This window comes from Kitasatospora sp. NPDC040550 (assembly GCF_055594965.1).
In genome coordinates this window covers 22,429-48,744 of the sequence record NZ_JBVIWC010000015.1, presented here as the reverse complement: position 1 = coordinate 48,744, position 26,316 = coordinate 22,429, and the positions used below count along the sequence as shown (strand labels likewise).

The window sequence follows — 26,316 nt, the reverse complement described above, 5'->3', positions numbered from 1 at the left end:
CAGGAAGCGGGTCGACCATGGCTGGTGCACGGGGCAGGGCCGCCGATCGCGTCCACGAGACCGAGGACGGTCTGCAGGGCGACGAGATCGCGGTGAAGTACGACGAGATGCAGCGTCACATCCGGGACCACGGATGGCTCCAGGAGAAGGTGGACGACGTCCTCGGGGCCGGCATCGACTCCGGGTCGGCGCTCGAACTCGGTTGCGGCCCTGGATACTTGGGGCTGGAATGGATGAAACAAACGGAAAGTCCGGGTAAACTCACCGGCGTCGACATCTCCGAGGCGATGCTCCGGCGGGCCCGCTCCAACGCCGCCGGTTACGGCCTCGCGGAGCGCTGCACCTACGACTGCGCGGACGTCCTGACCCTGCCCTACCGGGACGACTCCTTCGACCACGTGTTCAGTTCCGCCTCCCTCCACGAGTGGGCGGACCCGGTCCGCGCGCTGTCCGAGCTCCACCGGGTCCTGCGGCCGGGCGGCCGCTACTGCGTCACCGACCTGCGCCGGGACGTCGACCGCGTCACCTTCCAGTTCATGAAGGCGAACATCGCGGCGGACATGCGGCCCGGGTTCCGTTCCTCGATCAACTCCTCGTACGTCAGGAGCGAGGTCGAGCAGCTGCTCCGGCAGGCCGGCCTCGCGGCCGAGGTGAAGGAAGTGCTGTTGGGCCTGGTCATCACCGGCAGGAAGGAAGCGTCGTGAACGCACTCGCAGGGAGCACGCCGAAACTCTCCACCACCTACGACGGACGCTTTCCCGGGCCCGAGGACTTCGACGCGGTCTGGGAGGCCGTGCTCGACGCCTCCGGCGGCTGGCAGGGCGTCGACTGCGCCGAGCACCTGCGCGGCTGGTGCGGCCCCGGGACGGACCGCCTGGTCGCCGGACTGGCCGACGGACTGGCCGGGGTCAACCACATCGGGATCTACCTGGGCGACTACGAGCGCGACGACGCCGTCCTGAACTGGCACGCCCACCTGGTCGAACTCCGCGCGGCCGGGCGGATCGCCGAGGTCGAGACCGGCCCCTCGTACATCTCGCCGCGCCAGTACGGCACCCAGGGCTGGTGGAACTCCGTCGTCCTGCCCGACGGCCGCGCCATCGAGACCTTCGCCTGCAAGCACTACGGCCGCTGGCTGGAGCGGAGCACGGAGGAGCGCCGACTGCTGATGTCCCACGTCGCCGTCGAGGTCCACGCCGAGGCCGACGTCCGGCTGACCCTCGACACCCTGGCACGGGACGCGGCGCACCTCGAAGTGATCGCCTTCACCGAGGCCGACGAACTCGGCCACACCTACGGCCACCTGCGCAACAACGCCGACCGGACGGTGCTGGAGATCGTCCACCAGGCCCCGCGCGAGGGGAGAGGCGCCTGATGGGGACCACCGCTCCCGCCCCCTACTCGGGCGACCACTGCGAATCGACGGCGCTGGTCAACATGCTCCGCACCAAGGGCATCGAGCTCAGCGAGCCGCTGGTCTTCGGCCTCGGGCAGGGCCTCTCCTTCCTCTACTGGCACTCCAAGCAGATGCCCGGGCCCTTCCTCGGCGGCCGGGTCAAGCCCGACCACCTGATCCGCAACGCCGTCCGGGCGCTGGGCCTGGAACTCCACGAACAGGAGACCGCCTCCCGGGAGCGCGCGGAGGCCGCCCTGCTGGCCGCCCTCGACGCGGGCGAGGTGGTGGGGTTGAAGCTCGACCGCTTCCACCTCGACTACGCCGAGGAGAGCCACCACTTCGCCGCGCACTACGTGGCCTGCGTCGGCCACGACGGGGACGCCTTCCTGCTCGCGGAGACGGCGCCGCTCGGCGTCCGGCGGACCTCCCGGCAGAGCCTGCGCGAGGCCCGCGCCGCCAAGGGGCCGATGAGCTCCCGCAACCTGGCCTTCCGCCTCGGCGCGGGCGAGTTCGACCCCGCCGGGCTGCCGGAGGGCTGCCGCAGCGCCGTCCTCGCCACCGCCCGGGACTTCCTCGCCCCGCCGATCACCAACCTCGGCTTCAAGGGGATCGCCAAGACCGGCTCGCTGATGCGCACGTGGTCCAAGGAGCTGGACGACCCGGTCGCGGCGGTGCGCCGGATCGGCGTCAGCATGGAGGACGGCGGCACCGGCGGCGGCTTCTTCCGGGCGCTCTGGGCCCGGTTCCTGGACGAGGCGCACGGCCTGACCGGCATCGAGGCCTACCGCCTCGCCGCGGCCGACTACCGCCGGACGGCCGACCGCTGGACGGAGGTCGCCACCCTGCTGCGCGAGGCCGACACCGACTCCGTCCAGGACTCGCTGGAGGAGGCGGCCGCGATCGTCGGCGAGCTCGCCGGGCAGGAGCGCGCGGCCATGACCGCCCTGGAGGAGGCGTCCCGATGACGACCGCCACCACCACCGCCGGGCACGCCTCGGCGGGCCGGCTGCGCGACCGGGTCGCCGCCCGCATCGCCCTCGCCCGCCGGGTCGCCGAGGTGACGGCACTCGACCGCCCGGGGCTCGACGACTGGGCCCGGCAGGCCCTCGCCCGCGCCGTGCGGCACGCGTGCGCGAACTCGCCCTTCTACGCCGCCCACGTGCCCGGCGAGGTCGCCGAGGCCGCCGCGGCGGGCCGGCCCGGGGCGTTCCAGCGCCTGCCCTTCACCACCCGCGAGCACCTCAAGGCCGGGTACCCGCTCGGGCTGCTGGCGGTGCCGAAGCGGGAGGTCATCCGCTTCGACGAGAGCTCCGGGACGGGCGACGGCCGCTCGATCGGTGCGTTCTTCACCGTCGAGGACTGGCTGGAGAACAACCTGACCGTCGCGGCCCTGCTCGCCGCGGTGGTCGACGAACGGGACGTGGTGGCCGTCGCCGTCCCGTACGAGCTGGCCGGCGTGGGCCAAGACCTGGACCGGGCGTTCGAGATCCTGGGCTGCACGATCGTCCCGCTCGGCGCGGCCTCCCCCGGCTGCCCGCCCGAGCGGATGGTCCGGGCGCTGCGCAACGCCGGTGCCACCACCCTGGTGTGCTCCGGGACCAGGGCGCTGTTCCTCGGCGAGACCGCCCGGCGGGCCGGCCTCGACCCCCGCCGGGACCTCGACGTCAGCAGGATCCTGATGGCGGGCGAGGGCTCCTCCCCCGCCAAGAAGCAGCGGCTGCACGACCTGTGGGGCGCGACCGCCTACTCGATGTTCGGCATGACCGAGACCAACACCCTGGCGATGTTCTGCGCGCTGGGCGACCTGCACCTGGTGGAGACCCGGAGCTACTTCGAGGTCGTCGACCCGGAGTCGGGCGCGCCGCTGCCGGACGGCTCCGTCGGCGAGCTCGCGGTGACCACCCTGGCGAGCCGGGCCATGCCGCTGCTGCGCTACCGGACCGGCGACACCTGCCTGATCGAGGCCGCGCCCTGCGCCTGCGGCTCCCCGCTGCGGCGGCTGCGGCACCGGGGCCGGATGGGCGACCGGATCCGGGTCGGCGCCCGCTGGACCTCCCAGCTGGAGGTCGAGGACATCGTCCTCGGGGCGATGACCACCGCCCCCTACTACTTCGCCTTCGACGTCGACGGGGACGTACTGGAGATCGCCCTGCCGCCGTCCGCCGGCGACGACGCCACCCGCGCCCTGATCACCGACCGCGCCCGGGAACGGCTGGACGCCCCGACCCGCTTCCGCGTCCTGGACGTCGCCCGCTTCGAGCAGGCGCTGAGGACCTCGGCGAAGCCGACCATGCGGAACTTCACCGAACCGCACGGCCGGCGCGCCGACGAGGGGGGCGGCGCGAGGTGACCGAGCTGCCGCTGCCCACCGGGCTGCCGCTGGACGGGAGGTTCACCGTCGACCAGACCTGCATCGACTGCCGGCTCTGCAAGGACCTCGCGCCCGAGAACTTCGACAACGACTTCGACAACGACGTGCACTACGTCTGCAAACAGCCGGAGACGGACCGCGAACTCGACTGCGTGCTGGACGCCGTGGACTCCTGTCCGACCGACTCCATTCGCTACGTGGCGACGACCCCCGGGGGATGATGTGAATGTCAAGGCCGGATCCGCAGGGCTCCCCCGTGGCAGAGGCTGAACCCGCCACCGGCGGTCCGAGGACGACCGCCCTCGGCCCGGTGGCCGAGAGCTACGACCAGCTCCACCGCATCGACCTGCTGGCCCGGGCCAGGGCCGGCGGCGCGGTGCCGCCCGCCTCGTACGAGTCGCTGGTGCGCGCCGTCTTCCAGGCCGCCGAGGTGTCCCTGCGCAACCTGAGCCGGCTCGCCGACCGCACCCGGGCCGGCACGCTGGCGGGCGAGCTCGGCGACACCTCCCGGTACAGCCGCTGGAGCATCGGCTTCCACCGGCTGCTGCGCCACCTCGGCGCCGCGCTGTTCGACGCCCGCAGCGTCTTCGGGCAGGGCGACCTGGCCGGCACCTCCGAGCTCAGCCTCGCCGAGTCCGCCGGCTACCGCACGTACGTGGAGGCGGTGCGGGGCCTGGAGCAGGCCGTGCGGAGCGCCCTGCTGGAGCGCGACCAGAAGGCGGTCCGCTCCACCATCGCCACCAGGAGCATCGACGACCCGCTGTACTCCTTCCTGCACGACCTGCGGACCGGCAGCCACGACGCGACGAAGTGGGAGAGCGACCTCTCCGGCGTCCGCGTGCGCAAGCCCGTCGAACAGAGCCTGGACGAGTTCACCCGGGCCGCCCTGCTCGCGGAGGCGGTGGCCGCCACCGAGCTGCACGGCAGCACCCTGCACGGCGAGTTCGTCGCCCTCCACCAGATCCCGGAGCTGCTCTGCGCCGAGGCCAACGACCACCTGGAGGTCGCCGTCCGGGCGCTGCGCGCCGCCGACCTGAGCCGCACCGTGGAGCACCTCGCGGCCTGCCGGGCGCTGCTGGTGCCGGTGGTCGAGGCGCAGCGGGTGATGGCCGAACTGCTGGCCACCGGCGAGTACCACGGCTTCCGGGAGAACCTGGGCCCGGCCAGCGGCACCCACTCGCTGGCGATCAAGCAGCACATGTTCCGGGACCTCTTCAAGTGCTTCTGGGGCGATCTGGAGAGCTGGCTGCTCTCCTTCCACCAGGGCTCGCTGAGCGACGCCGTCCGCTCCGTCGACGAGGGCCGGCACAAGGACCCGGAGCTGTGGCTGCGGCACGCCGTGATCGACCACGCCTTCCGCCTGCACTTCGTCCACCAGCAGTGGCGGCACGAGCACCTGCACATGCCGCGCAACTGCCTGGGCAGCGGCGGCACCAAGTCCATGATCGGGATCCCGGACGGGCCGCAGGCGGTCTACAAGATGCGGGACGCGGCAAACGCCCAGCGGTCGCTGGTGGCGATCCACGCGGCGCGCGGCGTGCGGCTGTCGAACTCCGTCCCGGACTCCCCGCTCAACCGGCTGGTGGCCGGCCCGGCCTCGGTCGACGCCGAGCTGATGCGGCTGGTCGGCGAGGCCACCCGGGAGTACTTCCCGGACGTCCAGGAGCAGAGCTACAAGCCGTTCCATTCCGGCGCGGCCGAGCGCAAGCCGTAGGAGAGAGGGCAGTGACGACTACTCAGTCCGCGGCAGCCGACGGGGCCGCGTCCACCGCAGGGGTCGAGCTCCTGCCCGGGTCCCCCGGCGGGGCCTGGCGGGGGCAGGACTTCATCCGCAGCATCGACGACGGGCGCGAGGTCTGGTCCGACGGCCGGCGGGTCGACGTGGTCGGGGATCCGAGGTTCCGGCCGATGCTGGACTCGCTGGCCGCGCTGTACGACCTCCAGCACGCGCCGGAGCACTCCGCCGAGATGCTCTGGCGGTCGGAGCTCTCGGGGCGGCCGGTCAGCCTCTCCTACCTGGCGCCGAGGACCCGGGAGGAGCTCGACCGGAAGTGGCGCAACTCGCGCCGGTGGGCGGAGGCCTCCCACGGGCAGTTGTCCCGGCTGCCGGACTTCATGGCGAACGTGGTGGTGGGCCTCTACCACTTCCGCTCCCAACTCGCCCAGGTGGATCCGGAGTTCGGCCGCAACGCCGAGCGCTACTACCACTGGTGCCGGGAGAACGACATCGCGCTCACCCACGGCCTGGGCGACCCGCAGATCGACCGCTCGTCGACCCCGAGGGAGCGCCCGGAGATCGGGCTGCGGGTGGTCAAGCGCGACGCGGACGGGATCGTGGTGCGGGGCGCCAAGCAGATCGCCACGCTGGCCCCGTACGCCCACGAGGTGCTGATCTACCTCTCCCCCGCCAACTACCTTCGTGAGGACCCGAGTTACGTCTGCTGGTTCGGCATCCCGCTGGCCACCCCGGGGCTGCGGATCCTGTGCCGCAGGTCGTACGCCGAGGGCTCCGGCGGCCTCGCCGCCCGGCTGGACGAGCAGGACGCCATGCTGGTGTTCGACGACGTGTTCGTGCCCCGGTCGCGGGTGTTCCTGCTCGACGACGCCGGGGTGGCGGCCCGCGGGTTCCGCGAGCTCAACCGGTGGTCCCTGTACACCGGCCAGCTGCGGTTCCACCAGCGGCTGCGGACCCTGCTCGGCACCGCCACGCTGCTGGCACGCTCGATCGGCGTCGACCGGTTCCGCGAAGTGGGCGCCATGCTGGGCGAGTTGACCTCCTACGTCGAGCTGGTGCGGCTGGGGCTGGCCGCCGTGGACGCCGAGAGCGAGACCACCTCCTCCGGTCTGCTCGCCCCCGGCTCCACGGCCGCGCTCGACGCCGTCGCGGGGGACTTCTCCACCCGGGCGTCGGCGATCATCCGGCAGATCGGCGCCTCGGGGCTGATCATGCAGCCCTTCGAGGGCGACCTGGCGGCCCCCGAACTGCGCGGGGCGCTGGAAACCTACCTGGGCGGGCGGGACATCGGCCCGGACGAGAAGTCCCGGATCTTCCGGCTCGCCGCCGACCTGGTCATCGACCGCTTCGGGACCCGCCAGGAGCTCTACGAGTCCTGGAACCGCGGCGACCCGGCCCGGGTCCGCGCGATGCTCCACTCCACCTACCCGGACCTGGCGGCCTGCGAGGACCAGGTCCGCGACCTGATCGAACGGGGGCGGCAGTGAGTCCTGACAGCATCGTCCTTGAGGGGGTCACGACCCACAACCTCAAGTCGGTCGACGTCCGCCTCCCCAAGGGGAAGCTCATCGTCGCCGCCGGTGTCTCGGGGTCGGGCAAGTCCTCGCTCATCATGGACACCCTCTTCGAGCACTCGAAGTCGCTCTACCTGGGCGCCCTGTCCAGCAAGTCCCTGGACCTGGGGGACGGCGACTACCAGTTCGACCGGATCGCCGGGACCCAGCCGCCGGTGGCGCTGCGCCAGCGCGACGGCGGCCACTCCAACCCGCGCTCGACCGTCGGCACCCTCACCGGCCTGGACGGGCTGTACCGGCTGCTGTTCGGCGCCGGCTCCCGGCCCGTCTGCCCGGTCTGCTTCGGGGCGACCGGCCCGGACCTGCGCTGCGAGACCTGCGGCTGCTTCGCCGAACCGCACTCCGCCAAGCACTTCAGCGCCAACCGGCGCGAGGGCAAGTGCCTGCGGTGCGACGGGGTGGGCGAGCTGATCGGGTTCTCGCTGGAGCGGATCGTCCCCGACCCCTCGAAGACGCTCACCGAGATCTGGGACGGCGCCGACCCGGGGACCTTCGCCGTCCCCAACGTGCGCAAGGCCTTCGAGACGATGGCCGCGGACATCGGCCTGGACCTCGACACACCCTTCGCCGACCTCAAACCGGAGCAGGTCGAACGGGTGCTGCACGGCTCGGACACCGTCTACACCATCAAGATCCGCAAGGTCACCAACGACGTCCGCTTCGAGGGCATCCTCGGCTTCGTCGAGCGCGCCTACAAGAACGCCTCGACCGCCGCCCGGCGCAACGCCTTCACCAACTACCTGGCGAAGGAGACCTGTTCCGACTGCGGCGGCGGGCGGCTGCGGCCCGAGTCGCTCCGGGCGACGGTGGCCGGCCACACCTTCCACGCCTTCCAGAGCGACGAACTCGGCGACTCCGTCGTCCGGTTGCGCTCGGCGCTGGCCTCCGGCGCGCTGCCCCCGCAGGTCCGCGAACTCGCCACGTCGATCATCCGGCAGAGCGAGAACATCGCGGAGGTCGGCCTGGGCCACCTCCAGTTGCGGCGGCCGGTGCCCACCCTCTCCGGCGGCGAGCTCCAGCGGCTGCTGCTCGCCCAGCACCTCGCCAGCGACCTCACCGGCGTCATGTACGTCCTGGACGAACCGACCGCCGGACTGCACGAGAGCGAGACCGGCCGGATCATCGACTCGCTGCGCCGGCTGCGGGACCTCGGCAACACGGTCATCGTCATCGAGCACGACGAATCGGTGATCCGGGCCGCGGACTGGATCGTCGAACTCGGGCCGGGCGCCGGATCCCGGGGCGGGCAGGTCGTGGTCGAGGGCCCCTTCTCGGAGGTGCTCCGCACCGAGGGCTCACCGACGGCCGCCGCCCTGCTGTCCGACCCGCCCACCCGGCGCCGGATCGACACCGCCGACGCCCCGTGGCTGGAGGTACGCGACATCTCCCGCAACAACGTCCGCAACCAGGCCGTCCGGCTGCCGCTCACCGCGCTGACCTGTGTCTCCGGGGTGTCCGGGGCCGGGAAGAGCTCGCTGGTGGCGGGCCTGCACGACAGCGTCGCCCGGGCCGTCGCCCGGGGCGCGGACGGCGCCGTGGTCAGCGGGGCCGGCGCCCTGACCGACGTCATCCACGTCGAGCAGCGGGCCATCGGACGCTCCAGCCGGAGCACCCTCGCCACCTACATCGGCATCGGCGACCACCTCCGGGACGCCTTCGCCGCCAGCCCGGACGCGGTCGAACTCGGCCTGGGTCGCGCGGAGTTCAGCACCAACGTGGCGGGCGGCCGGTGCGAGGCCTGCAAGGGCCTGGGGCTCGCCGAGGTCGACCTGACCCTCTTCAAGAGCGAGTCCGTGGTCTGCCCGGAGTGCGACGGCCGGAAGTTCCAGGAGCACGTCCTCGCCGTCCGGCTCAACGGCGCCACCATCCACGACGTGCTCGCCATGACCGTCGAGGACGCCGTCGGCTGGTTCGACCCCAAGGCCCACGCCAAGATCGTCCGGGCCCTCACCGTCCTCGCCGAGTTCGGCCTCGGCTACCTCCAGCTGGGGTGCTCGACGACCGTGCTCTCCGGCGGCGAGGCCCAGCGGCTGAACCTCGCCGGCGAACTGCTCAAACAGCGCCGCAGCGGCACCCTGTTCATCTTCGACGAGCCGACCCGCGGCCTGCACCCCGCCGACATCCGGCACCTGCTGGCCCTGTTCGACCGGCTCATCTCCACCGGCAACACCGTCATCGCGATCGAGCACAACCTGCGCGTCCTGGCGATCTCGGACTGGGTGGTCGACCTCGGACCGGGCTCCGGCGCCGAGGGCGGGCAGGTCATCCACTGCGGGCCCCCGGAGGTACTCGCCGAGCACCCGACCAGCGTCACCGGCCGCCACCTGCGCGGGCGTTCCGAGCGGACCGGGCCTTCCGAGCGGACCGCGCCCGCCCCGGTGGAACCGGAGGCCGTGAGCAGCGGCCCCCGGGACCTCGCCGGTCTCGCCGAGCTGCTGCCGCGGTCCGTCGCGGTGGTCGCCGGCACCCGGCACCACCCCGGCCAGGACGGCCCGACCCCGTACGGGCTCGCGATCGGCTCGCTGACCGTCGTCTCCGGCGAACTCGCCCTGCTCGGCTTCGTGGTGGCGTCCGGGAGTTCGAGCTGGTCCGCGCTCGCCGACGGGCGGCCGTTCTGCCTCAACGTGCTCGCCGACGACCAGCGCGAGCTGGGCACCAGGTTCTCCCGGACCAGGCCGGACCTGCGCTTCACCGCGCTGCCGTGGGCCCCGTCGTCGAGCGGCAGCCCGCACCTCGCGGGCGCCTACGCCGTCCTGGAGTGCCGGCTGGAGGGCACCTACCGGATGGGCGACCACGACCTCGTGCTGGCCAAGTGCCTCGGCGTCGACGTCAGCCCCGGGGCCGGGTGCGCGCCGCTGCTGCGCACGGACGGGCCCGGCAGCGCGCTCCAGGACTACGGCTGGCGGACGCCGGACGACCAGGGCACGGGGGTGTGACCATGGCGACGACCGCTTCGGGGATCTACGAGCACTTCCTCGGCCTGCTCGGGCCGGGCGACGGCGGAGCGCGCCCCGACCCACGCCCCGACCCGCACCGCGGGGCCGACTCCTGGCGCGGTTCGGCCCGCGCCCGCTACGGCGAGTGGTCCGACGCCGCCGGGCGCACCCACCCGACCTTCCTGACCCGGGACGAGTGGGTCCGCAACCAGATCGACCTGGCCCGCTGCCTCGACGGCCTGCTCACCGAGGACGACGTGGTCATCGTCGCCGTCCCGTACGAGCTGTCCTTCCTGGGCGCCGAGGTCGAGCGCGCGATCGAGCTGGTCGGCGCGGCCGTGATCGGGGTCGGCACCAGCGACACCATCTGCCCGCTGCCGCGGGTCCTCGACCTGATGGGGCAGTACGGGGCGACGGTGCTGGTCTGCTCGGCGACGGTGGCGGCCAGGCTGGCCGCGCTGGCCGTGGCACGCGGGCAGCGGCCGGCGGACTCCTCGGTCCGACTGGTCGTCACCACGGGCGAGGCCAGCTCCGCCGAGCGCCGCGAGCGGGTGGCGGCCCTCTGGGGCGCCGACGCGTCCGAGCTCTACGGGACCGCCTCGACGCCCACGGTCGCCGTGCCCTGCGCGGCCGGCGCGCTGCACCTGTGCGACCACCGGCTGCGGGCGGCGGTCCGGACCCCCGGGGGCACCGGCCCGGCGGCGTTCCGCGGTGAACTGCTGCTGGCCTTCGGGACGGCGGACGCCCCGGACGCCCCCGATGCCCCGGACGGCGGCGGCGAGGCGACCGGGCAGTTCGTGGAACTCGGGCCGGCCGACGGCGGCTGCGGCTGCGGCGCCGAGAGCCCGGTGCTGGCCCCGCTCGGCCGGGTGGCCGAGCTGGTCGGCTCGGCGTCCGGGCCGGTCTCGGCGGTCGACGTGGAGCGGATCGTCTTCGGCTTCGCGGAGTTCGCCCCGTACTTCGCGGCCGAGCTCCGGGCCGGCGGTTTCACCGTGACCTGCGCGGTTCCGGACGGCGCCGCGGCCGCCGCCGACGAGGTGCTGCGGCAGGCGGTGGAGGCCCGGGTCCGTCGCGGCCTCGGCATCGACGTCGACGTCCGGATCGTCGAGGCGAAGGACTGGGAGGCCGTGACGTCATGACCCGCCTCCGGTGGTGGGACCGGCGCGAGCCCGAGGTACCGATGGCGCCCTTGAGGAGGCGACGCACATGAAGGTAGCGGTGGTACAGACCCTCTGGGTCGAGGATCCCGCGGAAGGTCTGCAGAACGCGTACCGGGCGGTCGAGGAGGTCTGCGCCGGCGGTGACGTCGACGTCGTCTGCTTCCCGGAGTTCTTCCTCGGCCCCCCGTGGTACATGCCGGGGCAGGACCACCTGAGGGGGCGCACCGACACCCCGATCCCCGGCCGGATCGTGGACGGCTTCCGGGACCTCGCCCGCGGGCTGCGCACCAACGTGCTGCTGGGCTCGATCGTCGAGGACCTGCGGGACGGGATGTACCGGAACACCTCGCTGTTCATCGACCGGCAGGGCGTCGTCGCGGACAGCGCGGTCAAGGCGCACGCCTTCGGCAACGAGATGGTGGTCTGCCGCCAGGCGGAGTCCCTGGGCGTGATGACCACCGAGTTCGGGCTGGTCGGGGTGGCCGTCTGCTCGGACTTCTGGATCCCGGAGGTCATCCGGCTGCTCGCCGTGGCGGGCGCGCGGACAATCTTCGTGCCGGGCGGGACGCTGCTGCAGAACCAGTCGCTGATGGTGAACGCGCTGAGCTCGGCGGCCTACCTCAACGACGTGAACATCGTCTACGCCAGCTCGGTGGGCGTGGTCCGGGGCAAGCGCGGCGACCGCCTGGTGGAGGTCCGCTTCGCCGGCACCAGCCTGGTCACCGGGCCGGAGGGCGTCATCGCCCAGGCCGGGACGGACGAGCCGGAGGTGCTGGTGGTCGACCTCGACCCGGACGGCACCGGCGCCCGGCCCGGCGGCGGCCGGCCGGACGCCCGGCCCGGCGACGGCCGGCGCTGGATCGAGCTGCGGCGGCCGCAGGCGTACGGGGCGCTGCTGGGCGACTACGTGGGCGCCCGGCGGGACTTGGCCGCCGAACTGCGGACGGCCATCGCCCCGACCGGCGGGGCGGACGGCCGGGACCGGGGTGCCGGTCCGACGGATTCGGGCGAGAGGACTGGTTCGTGACCATCATCGTCGCGCAACACGCGCGCCGGGCGGACGAGGCGGCGACGGTCGAGGCCGTGCTCGGCGACCTGGAGCGCCGGGTGACGCCCGAGGCGTCCTTCGTCGTCCTCCCGGAGAACGCCTTCGCCGTCGGTGACGGCGTCCGCGAACTCCCGCCCCGGCTGCGGGACCAGGCCCTCGAACGCCTGGCGGAGCTGGCCCGGACCCGCCGCGCCCACGTGCTCACCGGCTCCTGGGCGGAGCCCGCGGCCGACGGCGGCCTGGCGCAGGTCGCCCGGCTGCTCGACCCGGACGGCTCGGTCCGCGTGGAGCTGCGCCGGGAGGTCCTCGCCGACGGCAGCACCGGCACCGGCGACGACTTCCCGGTCGTGGACACCGAGTTCGGCCGGGTCGGGGTGCTGCTGGGGCCGGACTTCTGGCTGGTGGAGCCGCCCCGGATCCAGTGCCTGGACGGCGCGGAGCTGCTCCTCGTGGCCGGTTCGCTGGACGGCCGGAACCGGGCCGCGCAGGCGGCGGCGGTCTGGGGCATCGCCACGCTGAACACCGTCGCGGTCGCCTTCGCGAGCGCGCTGGGCCCCCGCTCGGCCGGCTCCAGCGCGATCGCGATGCCCGAGCGGTTCCTGGCCCGGGCGCAGGCCGAGGAGTGCCTGCTGGAGGCCGGGTGCGAGGTCGAGCACATCCGCTACCTGCGCGAGCCCGACCTGCGCTTCCAGCAGACGCTCTGGTTCGGGCTCTGGGCGCGCCGCCCGCAGCTGTACGCGGCGCTGACGGACGGCCCCGCCCCGGGCGGCGGCGCGGACCACCGTGAGCGGGTGAGCTGACATGGAGGACGTCGGCCTGCCGGCCTCCGAGGTGAGGCGTCGGATCGCAGCGGAGCTGGAGGACGACGTCCCCTGGAACCGGGTGCTGAACTCGATCTGTACCGAACCCCACCCGCTGGCCGTGGAGCTGGCGGCCGGTGCCGCCCACACCAACCTCGGGGACGTCCGGATCTTCCGCGGGACGAAGCGGATCGAGCGGGAGGTGGTGCGGATCCTGCTGTCGTTCCTCGGGGCGCCCGCCGGTTCGGGGACGCTGGTGTCGGGCGGGACGGAGGCCAACCTGCTCTCGATGGCGGCCGCCCGCGAGTCCGCCCGCGCCGACGGGCGGCTCACCGACCGGCCGGAGGTGATCGTCAGCAGCACGGTGCACTTCTCCTTCGCCAAGATCTTCGCGATCCTGGGCCTGACGCCGGTCGTGGTGCCCGTGGACGACTCGCTGCGGCTGCCCGCCGACGAGGTGCTGAGGCAGGTGACCGAGCACACCGTCGCCGTGGTGGCGACCGCGGGCAGCAGCGAGTTCGGGGTGGTCGACGACGTCGAGGCGATCGCGTCCCGCCTCGCCGGCCGGGGGCTGCACCTGCACGTGGACGCGGCGACCGGGGGGTTCATCATCCCCTTCGCCCGCGAACTCGGCCGGGAGCTGCCCCGGTTCGACTTCTCGGTGGACGGCGTGGCCTCGATCACCATCGACCCGCACAAGTACGGGCTGGCGCCCGTCCCGGCGGGGGTGATCCTGTTCCGCGAGCCCGAGGGCGCGCAGCGGTTCGCCTTCGACTCCTTCTTCAAGGACACCCCGACCCACCACACCCTGCTCGGGACCAGGCCCGGCAACGCGGCCGTCGCCACCTACGCCGTGCTGGAGCACCTGGGCCGCTCGGGCTTCCTGGCGGTCACCCGGCACAACTACGAGGTGACCGACCACCTGGTGGCCCGGCTCCGGGAGGCCGGCCACGAGCTGTTCGTCGAGCCGCAGCTCAACATCGTGGTGGTACGGATGGCGCACGCCGCGCGGATCTCGGAGCGGCTCGAAGCGCTCGGCTGGATCGCCTCGACCTCCACCCGCTTCGTGGAGACCCTGCGGCTGGTGGTCGCCCGGCACGTGACGACGGAGATGGTGGACGAGTTCCTGCCCGTGCTCGAAAGGGCCCGGCGGGACGTGGCGGCGGAGGTGACGTACCCGTGAGTTTCCTGCGCACGCGTACCACCCGGGTCGCCGCGCTCCAGATGCGGATCACCCCGGGCGAGCCGGACGAGAACCTCGAGTGCGCCGCCGGACTGCTGTCCACCGCGGCCCAGCGCAAGGCCGAACTCGCCTGCCTGCCGGCGAACTTCGCGACCGGCCTGAACTTCCCGACGCTGCGCAGGGACGCCACGCCGGCCGACGGGCCGGTGGTGGAGTTCCTGGTGGACCAGGCGCGCGGCCTGGGCATCCACATCGCCGCCGGGGTGCTGCTGGCCGAGGGCCGGGAGGTGTACGACGCGGCCGTGCTGGTGGGCCCCTCGGGCGAGGTGCTGAGCTGGTACCGGCGCCCGTGCGTGTGGGCCGGGGAGGCCGACCACATCACCCCGGGGGCGCCCGGCGAGGTGGTCGACACCCCGGTCGGCCGGATCGGGCTGCTGGTCAGCTACGACCTCCGGTTCCCGGAGGCGAGCCGGCAGTACCTGCTCCAGGAGGTCGACGTCCTGGTCTGCGTGGCCAACCTGTTCGCACCGTTCTCGCACCAGGTGCGGTCGATCTGCCGGGCCCGCGCCGCCGACGCCGAGTGCGCCCTGGTGTTCGCCAGCGGTGCGGGCGAGAACCGCTTCGCGATGATGCCCTACCTGGGGCGCAGCATGATCGTCAACGGGCTGGTGCAGGACGCCGCGCAGCCGCCGGACGCGGACGTGCTGGCCGAGGTGGAGCGGGGTGCCAGGGAGGCCGTCATCGAGGCGGACATCCCGTTGCGGACGCAGCGCAAGGTCCGCGAGCGGCTGCCGTTCCACGAGGACCTGCGGTCCACCTGGACCACCGGGTACGGGGGGAGGTCCTGATGGCGGGGGTGCAGGCGGCCCGGCCGCGGCGGCCGAACTGGTTCACCGATGTCCTCGGGCTGGTGGCGATCGACCTGCGGCAGTTCTTCGACAACCGCCTGTTCGCGGTGTCGACCTTCCTGACCTCGGTGTCGATGGTGCTGGCCTTCGGCGCGGCCACCCAACAGATGGGGAGCCCCTCGGTGGGGGCGGCCAACTACTTCGGCTTCGTCTTCCCCGGGATCCTCGCGGCGGGCATCATGTTCAGCTGCACCTACACCGTCGGCTACACGATCATCATCGACCGGAACCGGCGGACGATCGAGGACCTGATCCTCTCCCCGCTGTCCTACTCGGGGTTCCTGCTGGCCCGGCTCATCGGCGTCGTGGTGAAGTGCCTGTTCCAGTTCGCGCTGGTGCTGGTGCTCGGGGTCGCGGTGTTCGACGCGAGCATCGACTCGCCGGGGCTGTTGGTGTTCGACTTCCTGGCCGGCTGCCTGGCGTTCGCCGCGCTGGGGATCCTGGTGGCGACGTACACCACGGAGATCTCGTTCCCGGCGGTGGTGAACATCATCGTGATCCCGCTGATGTACTTCGCCGGGATCTTCTTCCCGCTCGGCAACCTCGGCCGGCTCGGCACGGTGATGGAGCGGCTGCCGCTCTCGGTGCACGTCGACGTCTTCCGGGCCGCCCTCGGGCAGGGGCCGTCACCCTCGGGCCTGACGCTGGTGCTGACCGCGCTGTACGCGGTCGGCGGCTGCGCGCTGGCCGCCTACGCCTTCCGCAGGAGGATCGGACGTGGCTGAGTCGCGAACGGACGCCGGGGTGCCGGTGCTGGCGGTCTCCGGGCTGGAGTGCCGGGTGAGTTCCGCCTTCGCGCTGCGCGGCGTGGACTTCTCGGTGGCCGCCGGGGAGGGCGTCGCCGTGATCGGGACGAACGGGGCCGGCAAGACCACGCTGATCCGGCTGCTGGCCGGGCTGCTCCAGCCGAGCGCCGGGCAGGTGCGCATCTGCGGTACGCCGCCGCGCAGTTGGGGGCGGGCCAGCCGGCACCTCGGCTACGTCCAGCAGGCCAAGGAGCTGCCGGACGGGGTCACCGTGGAGACCTACCTCAAGCACCAGTTGCGGCTCCGGCGGGCGGATCCGGGCCGCTTCCGGGAGCTGATCGGCCTGGCCGGGCTGGGGCAGTACGTCGACCAGTACGTGCGCCGGCTGTCCGGCGGGAGCCAGCGCAAACTGCACATCATCAGCGCCGTCGCGCACCGGCCCGACCTGCTGATCCTGGACGAGCCGACGACCGGGCTCGACCCGACGGCCCAGGAGACGGTCCTGGAACTGCTCCGGGGCCTCAAGGCGGACGGCACCGGGGTGCTGTTCGCCAGCCACCACCGCGAGGAGCTGGTCGCCCTGGCGGACTCGGTGGTGATGCTCCACCAGGGGCAGCAGGTGAAGGAGGCCTCGCTCGCCGAGGTCATCCTGTCGGGCGGGCGGTCGAGCCTGACGCTGCACGCCTTCGCGGACTCCGACGTCGAGCAACTGCGGGCGTGGGCGGCGAAGTCGGCGGCCGAGGACGGCCCGGTCCGGTCGGTGCGGCAGGTCGACGGCGGGGTGACGATCGAGCTGTCCGGCGGGGCGCGGCCGGACGCCCTCGGCGAACTCGTCGCCCGCGCCCACGCCGACGGGCTGGTGCTCCGCTCCGCGTCGTACGGCTCGCCCACGCTGGCGGAGGTCGTCCGATCCATCGTCGAGCAGGTTGAAGGGAACGGGACAAGATGAGCATCTCCACGACGACGACCAGCATGCCGTTCTGGAAGGAGTACCCGGAGCGGGACAACGAGTGGGTGCGGCAGTACCCGACCAAGCACGTCGCGGTCACCGAGGAGGAGGTGTTCGCCCGGGAGCAGATGGGCGTGTACGTCCACATCCCGTTCTGCAACCGGCTGTGCTTCTCCTGCCCGTACATCAAGTTCCAGACCGACCGGGACCTCACCCGGACCTTCCTGGACGCGCTCAAGGCGGAGATCACCCTCTACGCGAACCGGCCGTACGTCCAGGACCACGTCATCACCCTGGGGTACATCGGCGGCGGCACCCCGACCTCGCTCACCGCCCCCCAGCTGGACGAGCTCCTGGGCCACCTGTTCGGCAGCCTCAACACGGCCCCCGACGCGGACTTCTCGATCGAGACCACGCCGGTCGACATCAGCGAGCGCAAGGCGCGGGTGCTGCTGGACCGCGGGGTGCGGCGGATCAGCCTCGGTGTCCAGACCTTCGTCGAGGAGGAGTTGAAGAGCCTGGGCCGGCCCAGCGACCCGGAGATGCTCAAGAACAGCATCCGGCTGCTGCGCGACTGCGGCTACGAGAACATCAACATCGACCTGATGCACGGCATCAACGGGCAGACGATGAAGAGCTGGGAGTACAGCCTCGACGTCGCCATCGAGCTCGGGGTGACCTGCGTCTCCTTCTACACCTACATGGAGTTCGCGCAGATCTCCACCAAGCGCCGCAAGCTCCCGCCGGTGCCCGAGCGCGCGCTGGTCGACGAGATGTTCCTGTTCGCCGCCGAGAAGCTCACCGCGGCCGGCTTCCTCGGCTACTACGGCGACTGCTTCGCCAAGCCCGGGTTCCAGCCGAAGTACGGCGAGACCTCGTGGAGCGAGGACGTGCCGATCATCCCGCTCGGACCGACCGCCACCGGGCACCTGCGCGAGCACTGGTACTTCAACGAGCCCGACATCGGCCGCTACGTGGAGACCGTCATGTCGGGCCGGCTGCCGATCTCCATGGGCAAGCACATCACCAGGTCGGAGTCGATCCGGCGGTCCATGGTGCTCGGGGTCAAGGCCGGGCGGGTCGACCGGGAGCGGTTCCGCCGGCTGCACGGGGTCGACTTCATGGAGATGTTCCACGAGGAGATCGCCGACCTCGCGGGGAAGGGCCTGGTCACCGTCCGGGAGGACGGGATCGAGGTCACCGGGCCGAAGGGCTGGTACTACCTGGACAACATCTCCAAGGCCTTCTACTCGCCGGAGTTCCGGCGCTATCCGCAGCACCTCGGGGCGGACATCACGGGCTTCATCAACCCGCAGATGAGAACGCTCCCGCTGACCGTCGTGTCCGGTTCCCCGCAGAAGGGTGACGCCTGTGAGCACCACTGAGACGCCGCTGCTGGACCTCAGCGTGCGGGTCCCGCAGACCGCGCCGTACGCCGACCTCGAAGGGACCAGGGCCTACGACCTCGGCATGCGCCGGTCCGCGCTGATGGCGTACAAGCGGCCGACGGACCGGATCACGGCGAACGTCCGCGAGGGCATGACCGACCTCGTCGAGGTGGGCTTCAACACCGGGCTGCTGTCGCTGCACGTGGCCGGCCGGCTCCCGGAGCTGGCCGTGTCGGGGGTCGAGGAGATCCAGAACCTGGTCGAGGTCGCCGAGGACAACCTGACCCTGGCCGTGTGGGCGAACGCGGCCGGCGACGTCGAGTTCGAGATGGGGCGGCTGAGCCGGCTGCCCTTCCCGGACGCCTCGGCGGACATCGTGTTCTCCTTCTCCTCGCTGCACCGCTGGGCCCGGCCGGTCGAGACGCTCAGGGAGTGCGCCCGGATCTGCAAGCCCGACGGCGTGGTGATCATCGAGGACATCAACCGGCACGCGGAGGAGGGGCACATCACCTTCATCCTGCAGTTCGTGAAGGAGGGCGGCGAGCAGTTCATGCGCTCGCTCCAGTCGGGCTACACCCGCGACGAGGTCGCGGAGCTGCTCCAGCAGGCCGGCCTGGACGGCTGGCAGGTGGTCGAGGAGGACCTCGGCCTGGTGATCTCCTCCCGGCCGCTCGACCCGGTGGCCCCGTGATGGCGGCCGTCACCATCGCCGTCGTGCAGATGGAGTCCAAGCTCGGCCGCAACGCCGCCAACCAGCGGCGCGCCGAACGCTTCGTCGCCCAGGCGGTCGAACAGGGCGCGGACCTCGTCTGCCTGCCGGAGGCCTACCTGACCTCCGGCAACATCCTCGAAGTCGCGGACGTGTCGGTGCCGATCCCCGGGCCGGAGACCGACCGGCTGTGCGAGCTGTCCCGGCAGCACGGCATCCACCTGGTGGCCGGCCTGCTGGAGCGCGGCGAGGACGGGAAGTACTACAGCACCTCCGTGCTCACCGGGCCGCAGGGCGAACTCCTCGGCTGCTACCGGCGGGTGCACTGCCACGAGCTGGAGAGCCGCTACCTGGCCAGCGGTTCGGAGTACCCGGTGTTCGACGTCGGGTTCGGGCGGATCGGCCTCCTCCAGGGCTACGACATCAACTTCCCGGAGGCCGCCCGCGAGTACCTGCGCCGCGGGGTCGACGTCCTGGTCTGCTCCGCCCTGGTGCCCGAGATGTTCGCCTACGTGGCCAACCTGCGGCTGCCGGTCCGCGCGGTGGACACCGAGTGCGTCCTCGCCTTCGCCTCCGGGGTCGGCACCAACCTGTACGCGGGCTTCGGCTACATGGGGCGCAGCCAGGTCCTGGCCGACCCGCTCTTCCTGGAGGCGGAGCGGTTCGACTTCGTCGACGGCGACGAGCGGATGGTGCTGATCGAGGAGGGCGAGGGCGTCGGCGTGGTCCGGGTCGACCTGGACCGGATGCGCCGGTACCGGGTGAAGGCCACCCTGCGGCACGACCTCCAGCCGTCCACCTACTGGGCCGCCCTGGACGACCGGGCCCGGCCCGCCAGCGGCGGAGGGGAGTGACCGGCGATGCGGGTACTGCTCATCTCCACCAACAAGATCCGGGTGCCGAGACCGGCCCTGCCGATCGGCATGGCGTACATCAGCGCCGCGCTCAAGCGGGCCGGCCACCAGGTCGACGTGCTCGACCTGCTGTGGGAGTCCCGGGAGTTGAAGGCCGTCCGGGAGCGGCTGACCTCCCAGCGGTACGACGTGGTCGGCATCGCCGTCCGCAACCTGGACAACCTGACCTTCGTCGACCCGATCTTCTTCGGCCCGATGACCGAGAAGATCGTCCAGTGCGTGCGCAAGTACACCTCGGCCAAGGTCGTCCTCGGCGGCTCGGGCTTCTCGGTCGAACCGCTGGCGTTCTTCGAGTACGCCCAGCCGGACTACGGGATCGCGGGCGAGGGCGAGGCCGGGATCGTCCAGCTGATGGAGTACCTCCAGGGCGGCGGGCGGAGGCTGGAGGAGATCTCCGGGCTGTGCCACCTGGACGGGAACGGGCACTTCGTGCAGAACCCGGCGGACTCCGCGTTCGACCTCGGCGCGCTCGAACCCGACCGGTCGGTCTACGACCCCCGGTACTTCGAGGAGGGCGTCTCGGCCGCCTCGGACCTCACCCGTGACCACCAGCCCGCCATCGAGACGCTGCAGACCAAGCGGGGCTGCAAGCTCTACTGCTCGTACTGCATCATCCGCAAGACGGAGGGCAAGGGGAACCGGTTCAAGGAGCCCGCCGAGGTGGTCGGCGAGATCCAGCGGGCGATGGCGGAGAACCCGGCCGTCCGTGAGTTCGAGATCGTGGACGCGACCTTCAACTTCCCGATCGAGTACGCCTCGGAGGTCTGCGCGGAGATGATCCGCGCCAAGCTGGACGTCGCCTGGTACTGCCAGCTGACCCCCAACGCGGTCACGCCGGAGTTCGTCGACCTGCTCGCCGCGGCCGGCTGCATCCGGGTCGACCTGGGCACCGACGCGCTGACCGACGAGGCGCTGGCGGACCTCCAGAAGGGCTTCGACATGGCCAAGGTGCTCGAGGTCGACCGGCTCTTCACCGCCAGTCCGATCGAGCACACCCACTGCGTCTTCCTCGGCGGCCCGGGCGAGACCCCGGCCGCGCTGCGGGAGTCGATCGGCTTCACCGAGCGGTTCCTGAACCCGGCCCAGATCTACGCCAACCTCGGCATCCGCATCCTGAGCGGCACCAAGTTGCAGCAGCAGGCGGTGAAGGCCGGAATCCTCACCGAGGGGCAGGGCACCTTCGTCCCCGCGTACTACGTGGAGCCGGCGATCGTCGAGGACCGCGACACCCTCGACTTCGTCCGGAACGCCTACCTCAGCCACCGGAACTGGTACTTGTGGTGGGGGCTGCGCGGCCAGAGCCTGTCGGACCGCGCGGTCCACTCCAAGCGGACCGTGGCCGACATGCAGCGCGAGTACGACTACGTGATGAGCGCCAAGCCCCGGTTGGAGAAGGCACCGAAACGGCCGACCGGAAAGCCGGTCATGCTCAACCTGGGAGTGGTCTAGGTGGATACGGAAGCGGTCGCCGGCGAGCTGCTGGCGTCCCTCGCGGCACGGGGCGACGCGGACTTCGCGGTGGGGATGCAACGCTACTTCCCCCACGAGATCCGCGCCCTCGGCGTCGGCAACACCGCGGTGGTGGCGCTCGCCGGCGACTTCTTCCGGGAGCGCGGGGACGTCCCCGTGGCCACCAGGCTCCGGTTGGCGGAGGAGGTGCTGGCGCGCGCCGACCACCACGAGGAGGTGCTGCTCGGCTTCGCGCTGCTGCACAAGGTCGCCCGGACCGGGCTGGACGAGCACTTCCTCGACCGCTGCGAGGGCTGGCTCGAACGGTACGTCTCCAACTGGGCGCAGTGCGACGACCTGTGCCTGAAACTGCTCTACCCGTACTTCCTGGGCCACCTCGACCAACTCCCCCGGACGGCGCGCTGGGTCGGGTCGGAGTCACCCTGGGCGCGCCGGGCGGCGAACGTGGCGGTGGTGAAGTTCGTGCGGCGCAAGATCGGCAAGGTCAGCTACGAACTGCCCCTCGCCCACGTCCTCGACAACTGCACCCGGCTGATGGACGACAAGGACCCGTACGTGCAGAAGGGCTGCGGGTGGCTGCTCAAGGTCACCGCACAGGTCCACCCGGCCGAGGTGGAGGCCTACCTGCGGCAGTGGCGGCCGGTCATGAAGCGGGACACCTTCCGGTACGCCCTGGAGGGCCTGGACGAACGGACCCGGGGAGCCCTGATGGCCCTCGGCGGGAAGGCGGAGGCTTGAACACCGGCGGTTACGTGCACCGGCGCGGGATCCACTGCGAATCGGCGTGCCAGTGCAACATCCTGGCGGCCGCCGGCCACGAGGTCGACGAGGACGTGGTGTTCGGCCTGGACGGCGGCTTCGGGTTCTCCTTCTTCCCCGCGCGGGGCGACGCCCCGGACATCGTGGTGGGCAAGCAGGCGATCATGCCGCTGCGGGCCGCCCGGCTGATGGGCGTCGAGGTCGCCGCGCACGCGCCGAAGTCCGGCCGGGGGCTGGCCCAGTTGCTGGAGTCGGCCCCCGCCGTCATGGTCCGGGTGGACCTCGGGCAGCTGCCGTACTGGGGGCTGGAGGGCCGGTCCTCCTTCGGCGGGTACTTCGTCAACGTGGTCCGCGCCCTCGACGACGACCGCTTCGAGGTGTCCGACCCGGCGCTCGACAGCACCGTCCTGGTCACGGCCGCGGACCTGGAGGCGGCCCGCTCCAGCCGCAACTCGCCGCCGCTGAACCCCGACCGGAAGGCGTACGTGTTCGGCGCCCGGCGGACGGCTCCGCAGCTGGGCCTGGTCGGACCGGTGGCGGTGCGCAACCTGTGCCGCGACGTCCTCAAGCCCGGCAGCCGGAGCCTGGGCCTGGCCGGGATGAAGCAGCTGCAGTCGACGGCCCCGACCTGGCCGCGGACCAAGCTCGGCGAGGTCGACGACGTGGACACCGCGGGCCGGGTGGTCCGCACCGACGCGCTCTCCCGCCAACTGCTGCACCTGGGCCGCCAGATCGAGACCTTCGGCACCGGGGGCGGGCTCTTCCGGCCGATGATCGGGCGCTTCCTGGCCGCCGTCGCCGAGGCCTCCGGCGACGCCCGCTACACCGGACCCGGCGAGCTCTTCCTGGCGAGCGGCCGGCACTGGCAGACCCTGGGGCGCGCGCTGCTGGACGGCGCCGCCGCCCCGGGCGGGGACCGGCAGCAGCTGGTGGACGCCGTGGTGGACACCGTCGGCGCCGCGATGGACCTCGAGAAGCGGGCGCTGCGCGCGCTCGGCGGCGTGTAGGGCGGGAGGAAGCCATGCCGAGCACGGACGAGACGATCCTGGCCCAGGGCCCCGACCGGTGGAACGAGTACGTCCGCCGGCGCCGGGCGGAGGGCCCGTTCCGCCCCGACCTGCGGGCCGCCCGGCTGCACGGCGCGGACCTGCGGGGCGTGGACCTGGTGGACGCCGACCTCAGCGGCGCGGTGCTGACCGAGTCGTACCTGATGTCCGCCGACCTGCGCGGCGCCAACCTCCAGGACGCCGACCTGGTCGAGGCCTACCTCATCCAGGCGGACCTGGCGAACAGCCGGCTGGTCGGGGCGGACCTCGACGGGGCCGACCTCAGCGGGGCCGACCTCACCGGCGCCGTGCTCGACCCGGGGTTCCGGCGCCGGGGCGTCATCTCGGACTTCCTCACGATCTGGCCGCAGGGCCTCTGAGGCCCCTTCCCCAGAGGCCCCGACCCCGGCCGCGGCCTCAGGGATCGGGGCCTCAGGGATCGGGGCCTCGGGGGTCGGGGCCGCCACCGTCAGCACGCGAGCAGGAGGAGACAGCAGTGACGGCGACTTCGTCCAGCGACGAATGGGGCGTGGAACAGCTCGACCTGGAGGCCTACCTGAAACGGATCGGCCGACCGGACCTGGGCGACGCCAAGCCCAACCGGGAGACCCTCCGGCGGCTGCACCGCGCCCACGTCGAGTCGATCCCCTTCGAGAACATCGACATCGTGCTGGGGCGCGAGGTCCCGATGAGCACGGCCGACATCCAGCGCAAGCTGGTGGCCGCCGGCCGCGGCGGCTACTGCCACGAGCACGGGCTGCTGTTCGGCGCGGTGCTCAACCGGCTCGGGTACCGGGTCGACCGGCTGCTCGCCCGCCCCCGGGAGCGCCCCGGCCGCCCCTGGCCGTGCACCCACCTGACCCTGCTCGCCTCCGGCGTGGACGGCGACTGGCTGGCCGACGTCGGGTTCGGGGCGGGCCTGCTGGAGCCCCTGTCGCTCGCCGAGGACGGCTGGAGCACCCAGGGCGAGGGCTGGTCCTTCGCCGTCGCCGCCCACGACGAGGGCCGGCAGCTGATGGAGCGGGCGGTGCCCGGCGGAACGGCCGGGAACACCCTGTACTCGTTCTCGAACCGGGCGCAGCGGGCCGCCGACGTCGACGCGGCCAACTACTACACGTCCACCCACCCGGACTCGCCCTTCACCGGCCAGCTGATCGTGATGCAACGTTTCAGCGGGGAGATGCGGCGCCTGCTCAACCGCGACTTCTCCCGCGTCAGGCCGGACGGCACCGCCGAACGCCGGCAGCACCTCGACGACGAGCAGTTCGCGGGCGTGCTGACCGAGGAGTTCGGACTGGCCCTGACGGCCGACGAACTGCGCGAGCTCACCGGGCGGGTCGGCGACGTCCGCTCCAGCCTGATGGGCGGCCCGTGAGCCGTCACTCCGCAGCGGTGGCCCCGGCCGGGGCCACCGGCTGGCGGAGGATGGTGCGCAGCCGGCTCGGGTGCGCCCGGCGGGCGTCGGAGAGGTAGATCTCGTGGTGGCGCCCCCGGAGGGTCAGCCCCTGGGCCGGCACGAACTCGTCGTGCATCCGGGCGATCGTCGGCCCCTCCTCGTCGTACGGTCCGACGTGCAGGACCTGGACGCTCGGGCCCTCGGTGAACTCCTCGAACCGCACCAGCTTCACGGCGCTGAGGTCCTTCGTCCGGTGCACCCGCTCCAGCGCGGCGTCGACGATCCCGGGGGTGATCCAGTCCGGCTGGACGATCATCAGCGTCCAGTCCCAGGCGTCCTTCTCGCGGGTCCGGAAGACCTCCAGGTCCTTGGAGGACCACAGGCCCTCCAGCGGCCCGACGGTGTGGGTGCGCCCCGACTCCTGCTTGGCCACGACGCGGACGGCGTAGGAAGTGGTGTAGAGCGCCGTGACCACCTCCGCGTACTCCGGTGAGGTGTTCGGATTGCCGTGCCCGTCCGCCATCAGGAACCTCATCCGCGGGACGTCGATGACCTCGAACTTCCGGCGGGCCGAATAGAGGCCCGGCCGCTCCTTCTTGACGTCGTAATTGTCCATCGCGGCGCTGCTCCCGGTCGGTCGGCTGGGTCCGGTCGGGAGCCATCCTAGGAGCCGCGACGCCGGGCCCGGGGCCCGGTTCCCCGGGTTCCCCCCTTCGGGCGACGCCCCGGTCCCGGGTGCGCGATCCTCGCCCATAGTTGCGTGTTTACGCAAGCCTCCGATCGTCGGTCCTCTCCCCGCCGAGTGGCGGATGTTCCCGACGGGCCGTCAGGGGCCAGCCTTGCGGGCAGTTCGACAGGTTCACGTCATCCCCCACGGGCGGCCCCCACGCCGCCGGACAAGGACACGTCATGAGGCACTTCCCCCTGCCCGGAATCCTCGCCACCGCCGCCGCGGCCACCGCGCTGGTACTCGCCGCACCGGCGACCGGCGCCTCCGCCGCGGCCCTGCCCAGCCGGCCCATCATCGGCGGCGGCAGCGCCTCCCAGGGCTACTCCTTCATCGTCTCGCTCCAGCAGAACGGCCAGCACATCTGCGGCGCCTCGCTGATCTCGCCCACCTGGGCGGTCACCGCGGCCCACTGTGTGGCCGGCGGCACGGCCGACCAGTTCACCGTCCGGGTCGGCTCCAACGACCGGACCTCGGGCGGCGAGGTGGCCTCGCTCGCCAAGGTCGTCCCCCACCCGAACTACAGCACCAACGACGACATCGCCCTGCTCCAGCTCAGCGCCCCCGTCCAGGCCACCCCGATCGCCATCGCCGACGGCGCGCCCGCCGGCACCGCCGTCAAGCTGCTCGGCTGGGGCCAGGAGACCCCGCAGCCCGGCGGCGACGGGGGCCCGGACCAGCTCAAGGAACTCGACACCAGCCTGCTCCCCAACGGCTGCGCCGAGGGCTTCGACCCCTCCTCCGAGCTCTGCGTCAACAACCCGCAGGGCCCGGACGGCAGCAACCAGGGCGCCTGCTACGGCGACTCCGGCGGCCCGGCGATCGCCCAGGTCAACGGCGAGTGGCGGCTGCTCGGCGCCACCAGCCGGGCCGGCGGCAGCTCCTCCACCTGCGCGGTCGACCCCTCGATCTACACCAACGTGACGGCGTTCAAGGACTTCGTCCGGAGCACCATGGCCGGCTGATCCCCGACCCTCCGCGGGGCGCAGCAGCCCCCGCGCGAAGCGGCGGCCCCCCCCCCCCCCCCCCCCACGGGGGGCGGAAGGTGTTTCTTAGGGGGGGACCGTTGGGAGACGCCCGACCCAACCCCCCCCGCAACCC

The 26,316-nt window shown here is 72.4% G+C and carries 25 protein-coding genes; 24 read left to right on the top strand and 1 reads right to left on the bottom strand.

Annotated features, from left to right (window positions below):
• Positions 1-17 precede the first annotated feature (17 nt).
• From ACZ58X_RS22360 to ACZ58X_RS22250, 23 genes are all read left to right on the top strand, one after another.
• Positions 18-704, top strand: coding sequence for a class I SAM-dependent methyltransferase (locus ACZ58X_RS22360; RefSeq protein WP_470335359.1), 687 nt, complete (start codon positions 18-20; stop codon positions 702-704).
• Complete coding sequence (locus tag ACZ58X_RS22355) at positions 701-1,375, top strand: hypothetical protein (RefSeq protein WP_470335358.1); 675 nt, start codon at positions 701-703, stop codon at positions 1,373-1,375. Before ACZ58X_RS22360 ends, ACZ58X_RS22355 begins: the two co-directional genes overlap by 4 nt.
• Positions 1,375-2,361, top strand: coding sequence for a BtrH N-terminal domain-containing protein (locus ACZ58X_RS22350; protein WP_470335357.1), 987 nt, complete (start codon positions 1,375-1,377; stop codon positions 2,359-2,361). The genes ACZ58X_RS22355 and ACZ58X_RS22350 overlap by 1 nt, the downstream gene beginning before the upstream one ends.
• Positions 2,358-3,746: a phenylacetate--CoA ligase family protein gene (locus ACZ58X_RS22345; protein ID WP_470335356.1), complete on the top strand. Its 1,389-nt coding sequence runs from the start codon at positions 2,358-2,360 to the stop codon at positions 3,744-3,746. Before ACZ58X_RS22350 ends, ACZ58X_RS22345 begins: the two co-directional genes overlap by 4 nt.
• The gene (locus ACZ58X_RS22340) at positions 3,743-3,988 is read left to right on the top strand and encodes a ferredoxin (protein ID WP_470335355.1); all 246 of its coding nucleotides are present in this window, start codon (positions 3,743-3,745) and stop codon (positions 3,986-3,988) included. Before ACZ58X_RS22345 ends, ACZ58X_RS22340 begins: the two co-directional genes overlap by 4 nt.
• A 35-nt stretch (positions 3,989-4,023) precedes the next feature.
• On the top strand, positions 4,024-5,481 hold the full coding sequence (locus ACZ58X_RS22335) for a hypothetical protein (RefSeq protein WP_470335354.1): 1,458 nt from the start codon (positions 4,024-4,026) through the stop codon (positions 5,479-5,481).
• 11 nt (positions 5,482-5,492) lie between these two features.
• Complete coding sequence (locus tag ACZ58X_RS22330; protein WP_470335353.1) at positions 5,493-6,989, top strand: 4-hydroxyphenylacetate 3-hydroxylase N-terminal domain-containing protein; 1,497 nt, start codon at positions 5,493-5,495, stop codon at positions 6,987-6,989.
• The gene (locus tag ACZ58X_RS22325) at positions 6,986-10,012 is read left to right on the top strand and encodes a flavin reductase (protein WP_470335352.1); all 3,027 of its coding nucleotides are present in this window, start codon (positions 6,986-6,988) and stop codon (positions 10,010-10,012) included. The genes ACZ58X_RS22330 and ACZ58X_RS22325 overlap by 4 nt, the downstream gene beginning before the upstream one ends.
• 2 nt (positions 10,013-10,014) lie before the next feature.
• A complete protein-coding gene (locus tag ACZ58X_RS22320; RefSeq protein ID WP_470335351.1) occupies positions 10,015-11,151 on the top strand; it encodes a phenylacetate--CoA ligase family protein in 1,137 nt (378 codons plus the stop codon).
• Between the two features lie 67 nt (positions 11,152-11,218).
• Complete coding sequence (locus ACZ58X_RS22315) at positions 11,219-12,199, top strand: carbon-nitrogen hydrolase family protein (protein WP_470335350.1); 981 nt, start codon at positions 11,219-11,221, stop codon at positions 12,197-12,199.
• Complete coding sequence (locus ACZ58X_RS22310) at positions 12,196-13,020, top strand: carbon-nitrogen hydrolase family protein (protein WP_470335349.1); 825 nt, start codon at positions 12,196-12,198, stop codon at positions 13,018-13,020. The genes ACZ58X_RS22315 and ACZ58X_RS22310 overlap by 4 nt, the downstream gene beginning before the upstream one ends.
• A 1-nt stretch (position 13,021) precedes the next feature.
• The gene (gene mfnA, locus ACZ58X_RS22305) at positions 13,022-14,203 is read left to right on the top strand and encodes a tyrosine decarboxylase MfnA (RefSeq protein WP_470335348.1); all 1,182 of its coding nucleotides are present in this window, start codon (positions 13,022-13,024) and stop codon (positions 14,201-14,203) included.
• Positions 14,200-15,051: a carbon-nitrogen hydrolase family protein gene (locus ACZ58X_RS22300; RefSeq protein ID WP_470335347.1), complete on the top strand. Its 852-nt coding sequence runs from the start codon at positions 14,200-14,202 to the stop codon at positions 15,049-15,051. Before mfnA ends, ACZ58X_RS22300 begins: the two co-directional genes overlap by 4 nt.
• Positions 15,051-15,836 carry an ABC transporter permease gene (locus tag ACZ58X_RS22295; RefSeq protein ID WP_470335346.1) on the top strand — a complete coding sequence of 262 codons (786 nt, stop codon included), beginning with the start codon at positions 15,051-15,053 and terminating at the stop codon, positions 15,834-15,836. Before ACZ58X_RS22300 ends, ACZ58X_RS22295 begins: the two co-directional genes overlap by 1 nt.
• Positions 15,829-16,806: an ABC transporter ATP-binding protein gene (locus ACZ58X_RS22290; protein WP_470335345.1), complete on the top strand. Its 978-nt coding sequence runs from the start codon at positions 15,829-15,831 to the stop codon at positions 16,804-16,806. Before ACZ58X_RS22295 ends, ACZ58X_RS22290 begins: the two co-directional genes overlap by 8 nt.
• Positions 16,803-18,191, top strand: a complete 1,389-nt coding sequence (locus ACZ58X_RS22285) for a coproporphyrinogen-III oxidase family protein (RefSeq protein WP_470335344.1) — start codon at positions 16,803-16,805, stop codon at positions 18,189-18,191. The genes ACZ58X_RS22290 and ACZ58X_RS22285 overlap by 4 nt, the downstream gene beginning before the upstream one ends.
• A complete protein-coding gene (locus ACZ58X_RS22280) occupies positions 18,178-18,885 on the top strand; it encodes a class I SAM-dependent methyltransferase (protein WP_470335343.1) in 708 nt (235 codons plus the stop codon). Before ACZ58X_RS22285 ends, ACZ58X_RS22280 begins: the two co-directional genes overlap by 14 nt.
• Positions 18,885-19,757, top strand: a complete 873-nt coding sequence (locus tag ACZ58X_RS22275; protein ID WP_470335342.1) for a carbon-nitrogen hydrolase family protein — start codon at positions 18,885-18,887, stop codon at positions 19,755-19,757. The genes ACZ58X_RS22280 and ACZ58X_RS22275 overlap by 1 nt, the downstream gene beginning before the upstream one ends.
• A gap of 6 nt (positions 19,758-19,763) precedes the next feature.
• The gene (locus ACZ58X_RS22270; RefSeq protein WP_470335341.1) at positions 19,764-21,266 is read left to right on the top strand and encodes a B12-binding domain-containing radical SAM protein; all 1,503 of its coding nucleotides are present in this window, start codon (positions 19,764-19,766) and stop codon (positions 21,264-21,266) included.
• A complete protein-coding gene (locus ACZ58X_RS22265; protein ID WP_470335340.1) occupies positions 21,267-22,025 on the top strand; it encodes a DNA alkylation repair protein in 759 nt (252 codons plus the stop codon). It abuts the gene before it with no gap.
• Entirely contained in the window at positions 22,022-23,053 is a 1,032-nt protein-coding gene (locus ACZ58X_RS22260; protein ID WP_470335339.1) for a BtrH N-terminal domain-containing protein, read from the top strand. Before ACZ58X_RS22265 ends, ACZ58X_RS22260 begins: the two co-directional genes overlap by 4 nt.
• 14 nt (positions 23,054-23,067) lie before the next feature.
• Complete coding sequence (locus ACZ58X_RS22255; RefSeq protein ID WP_470335338.1) at positions 23,068-23,472, top strand: pentapeptide repeat-containing protein; 405 nt, start codon at positions 23,068-23,070, stop codon at positions 23,470-23,472.
• Positions 23,473-23,588: 116 nt separating this feature from the next.
• Positions 23,589-24,467, top strand: a complete 879-nt coding sequence (locus ACZ58X_RS22250; protein WP_470335337.1) for an arylamine N-acetyltransferase family protein — start codon at positions 23,589-23,591, stop codon at positions 24,465-24,467.
• A gap of 4 nt (positions 24,468-24,471) precedes the next feature.
• Here the strand turns inward: ACZ58X_RS22250 and ACZ58X_RS22245 are convergent, their stop codons facing one another.
• The gene (locus tag ACZ58X_RS22245; RefSeq protein ID WP_470335336.1) at positions 24,472-25,104 is read right to left on the bottom strand and encodes a GyrI-like domain-containing protein; all 633 of its coding nucleotides are present in this window, start codon (positions 25,102-25,104) and stop codon (positions 24,472-24,474) included.
• Positions 25,105-25,397: 293 nt separating this feature from the next.
• On the opposite strand from ACZ58X_RS22245, the gene ACZ58X_RS22240 reads away from it, so the two are divergent.
• Positions 25,398-26,180: a S1 family peptidase gene (locus ACZ58X_RS22240; RefSeq protein WP_470335335.1), complete on the top strand. Its 783-nt coding sequence runs from the start codon at positions 25,398-25,400 to the stop codon at positions 26,178-26,180.
• Positions 26,181-26,316 lie beyond the last annotated feature (136 nt).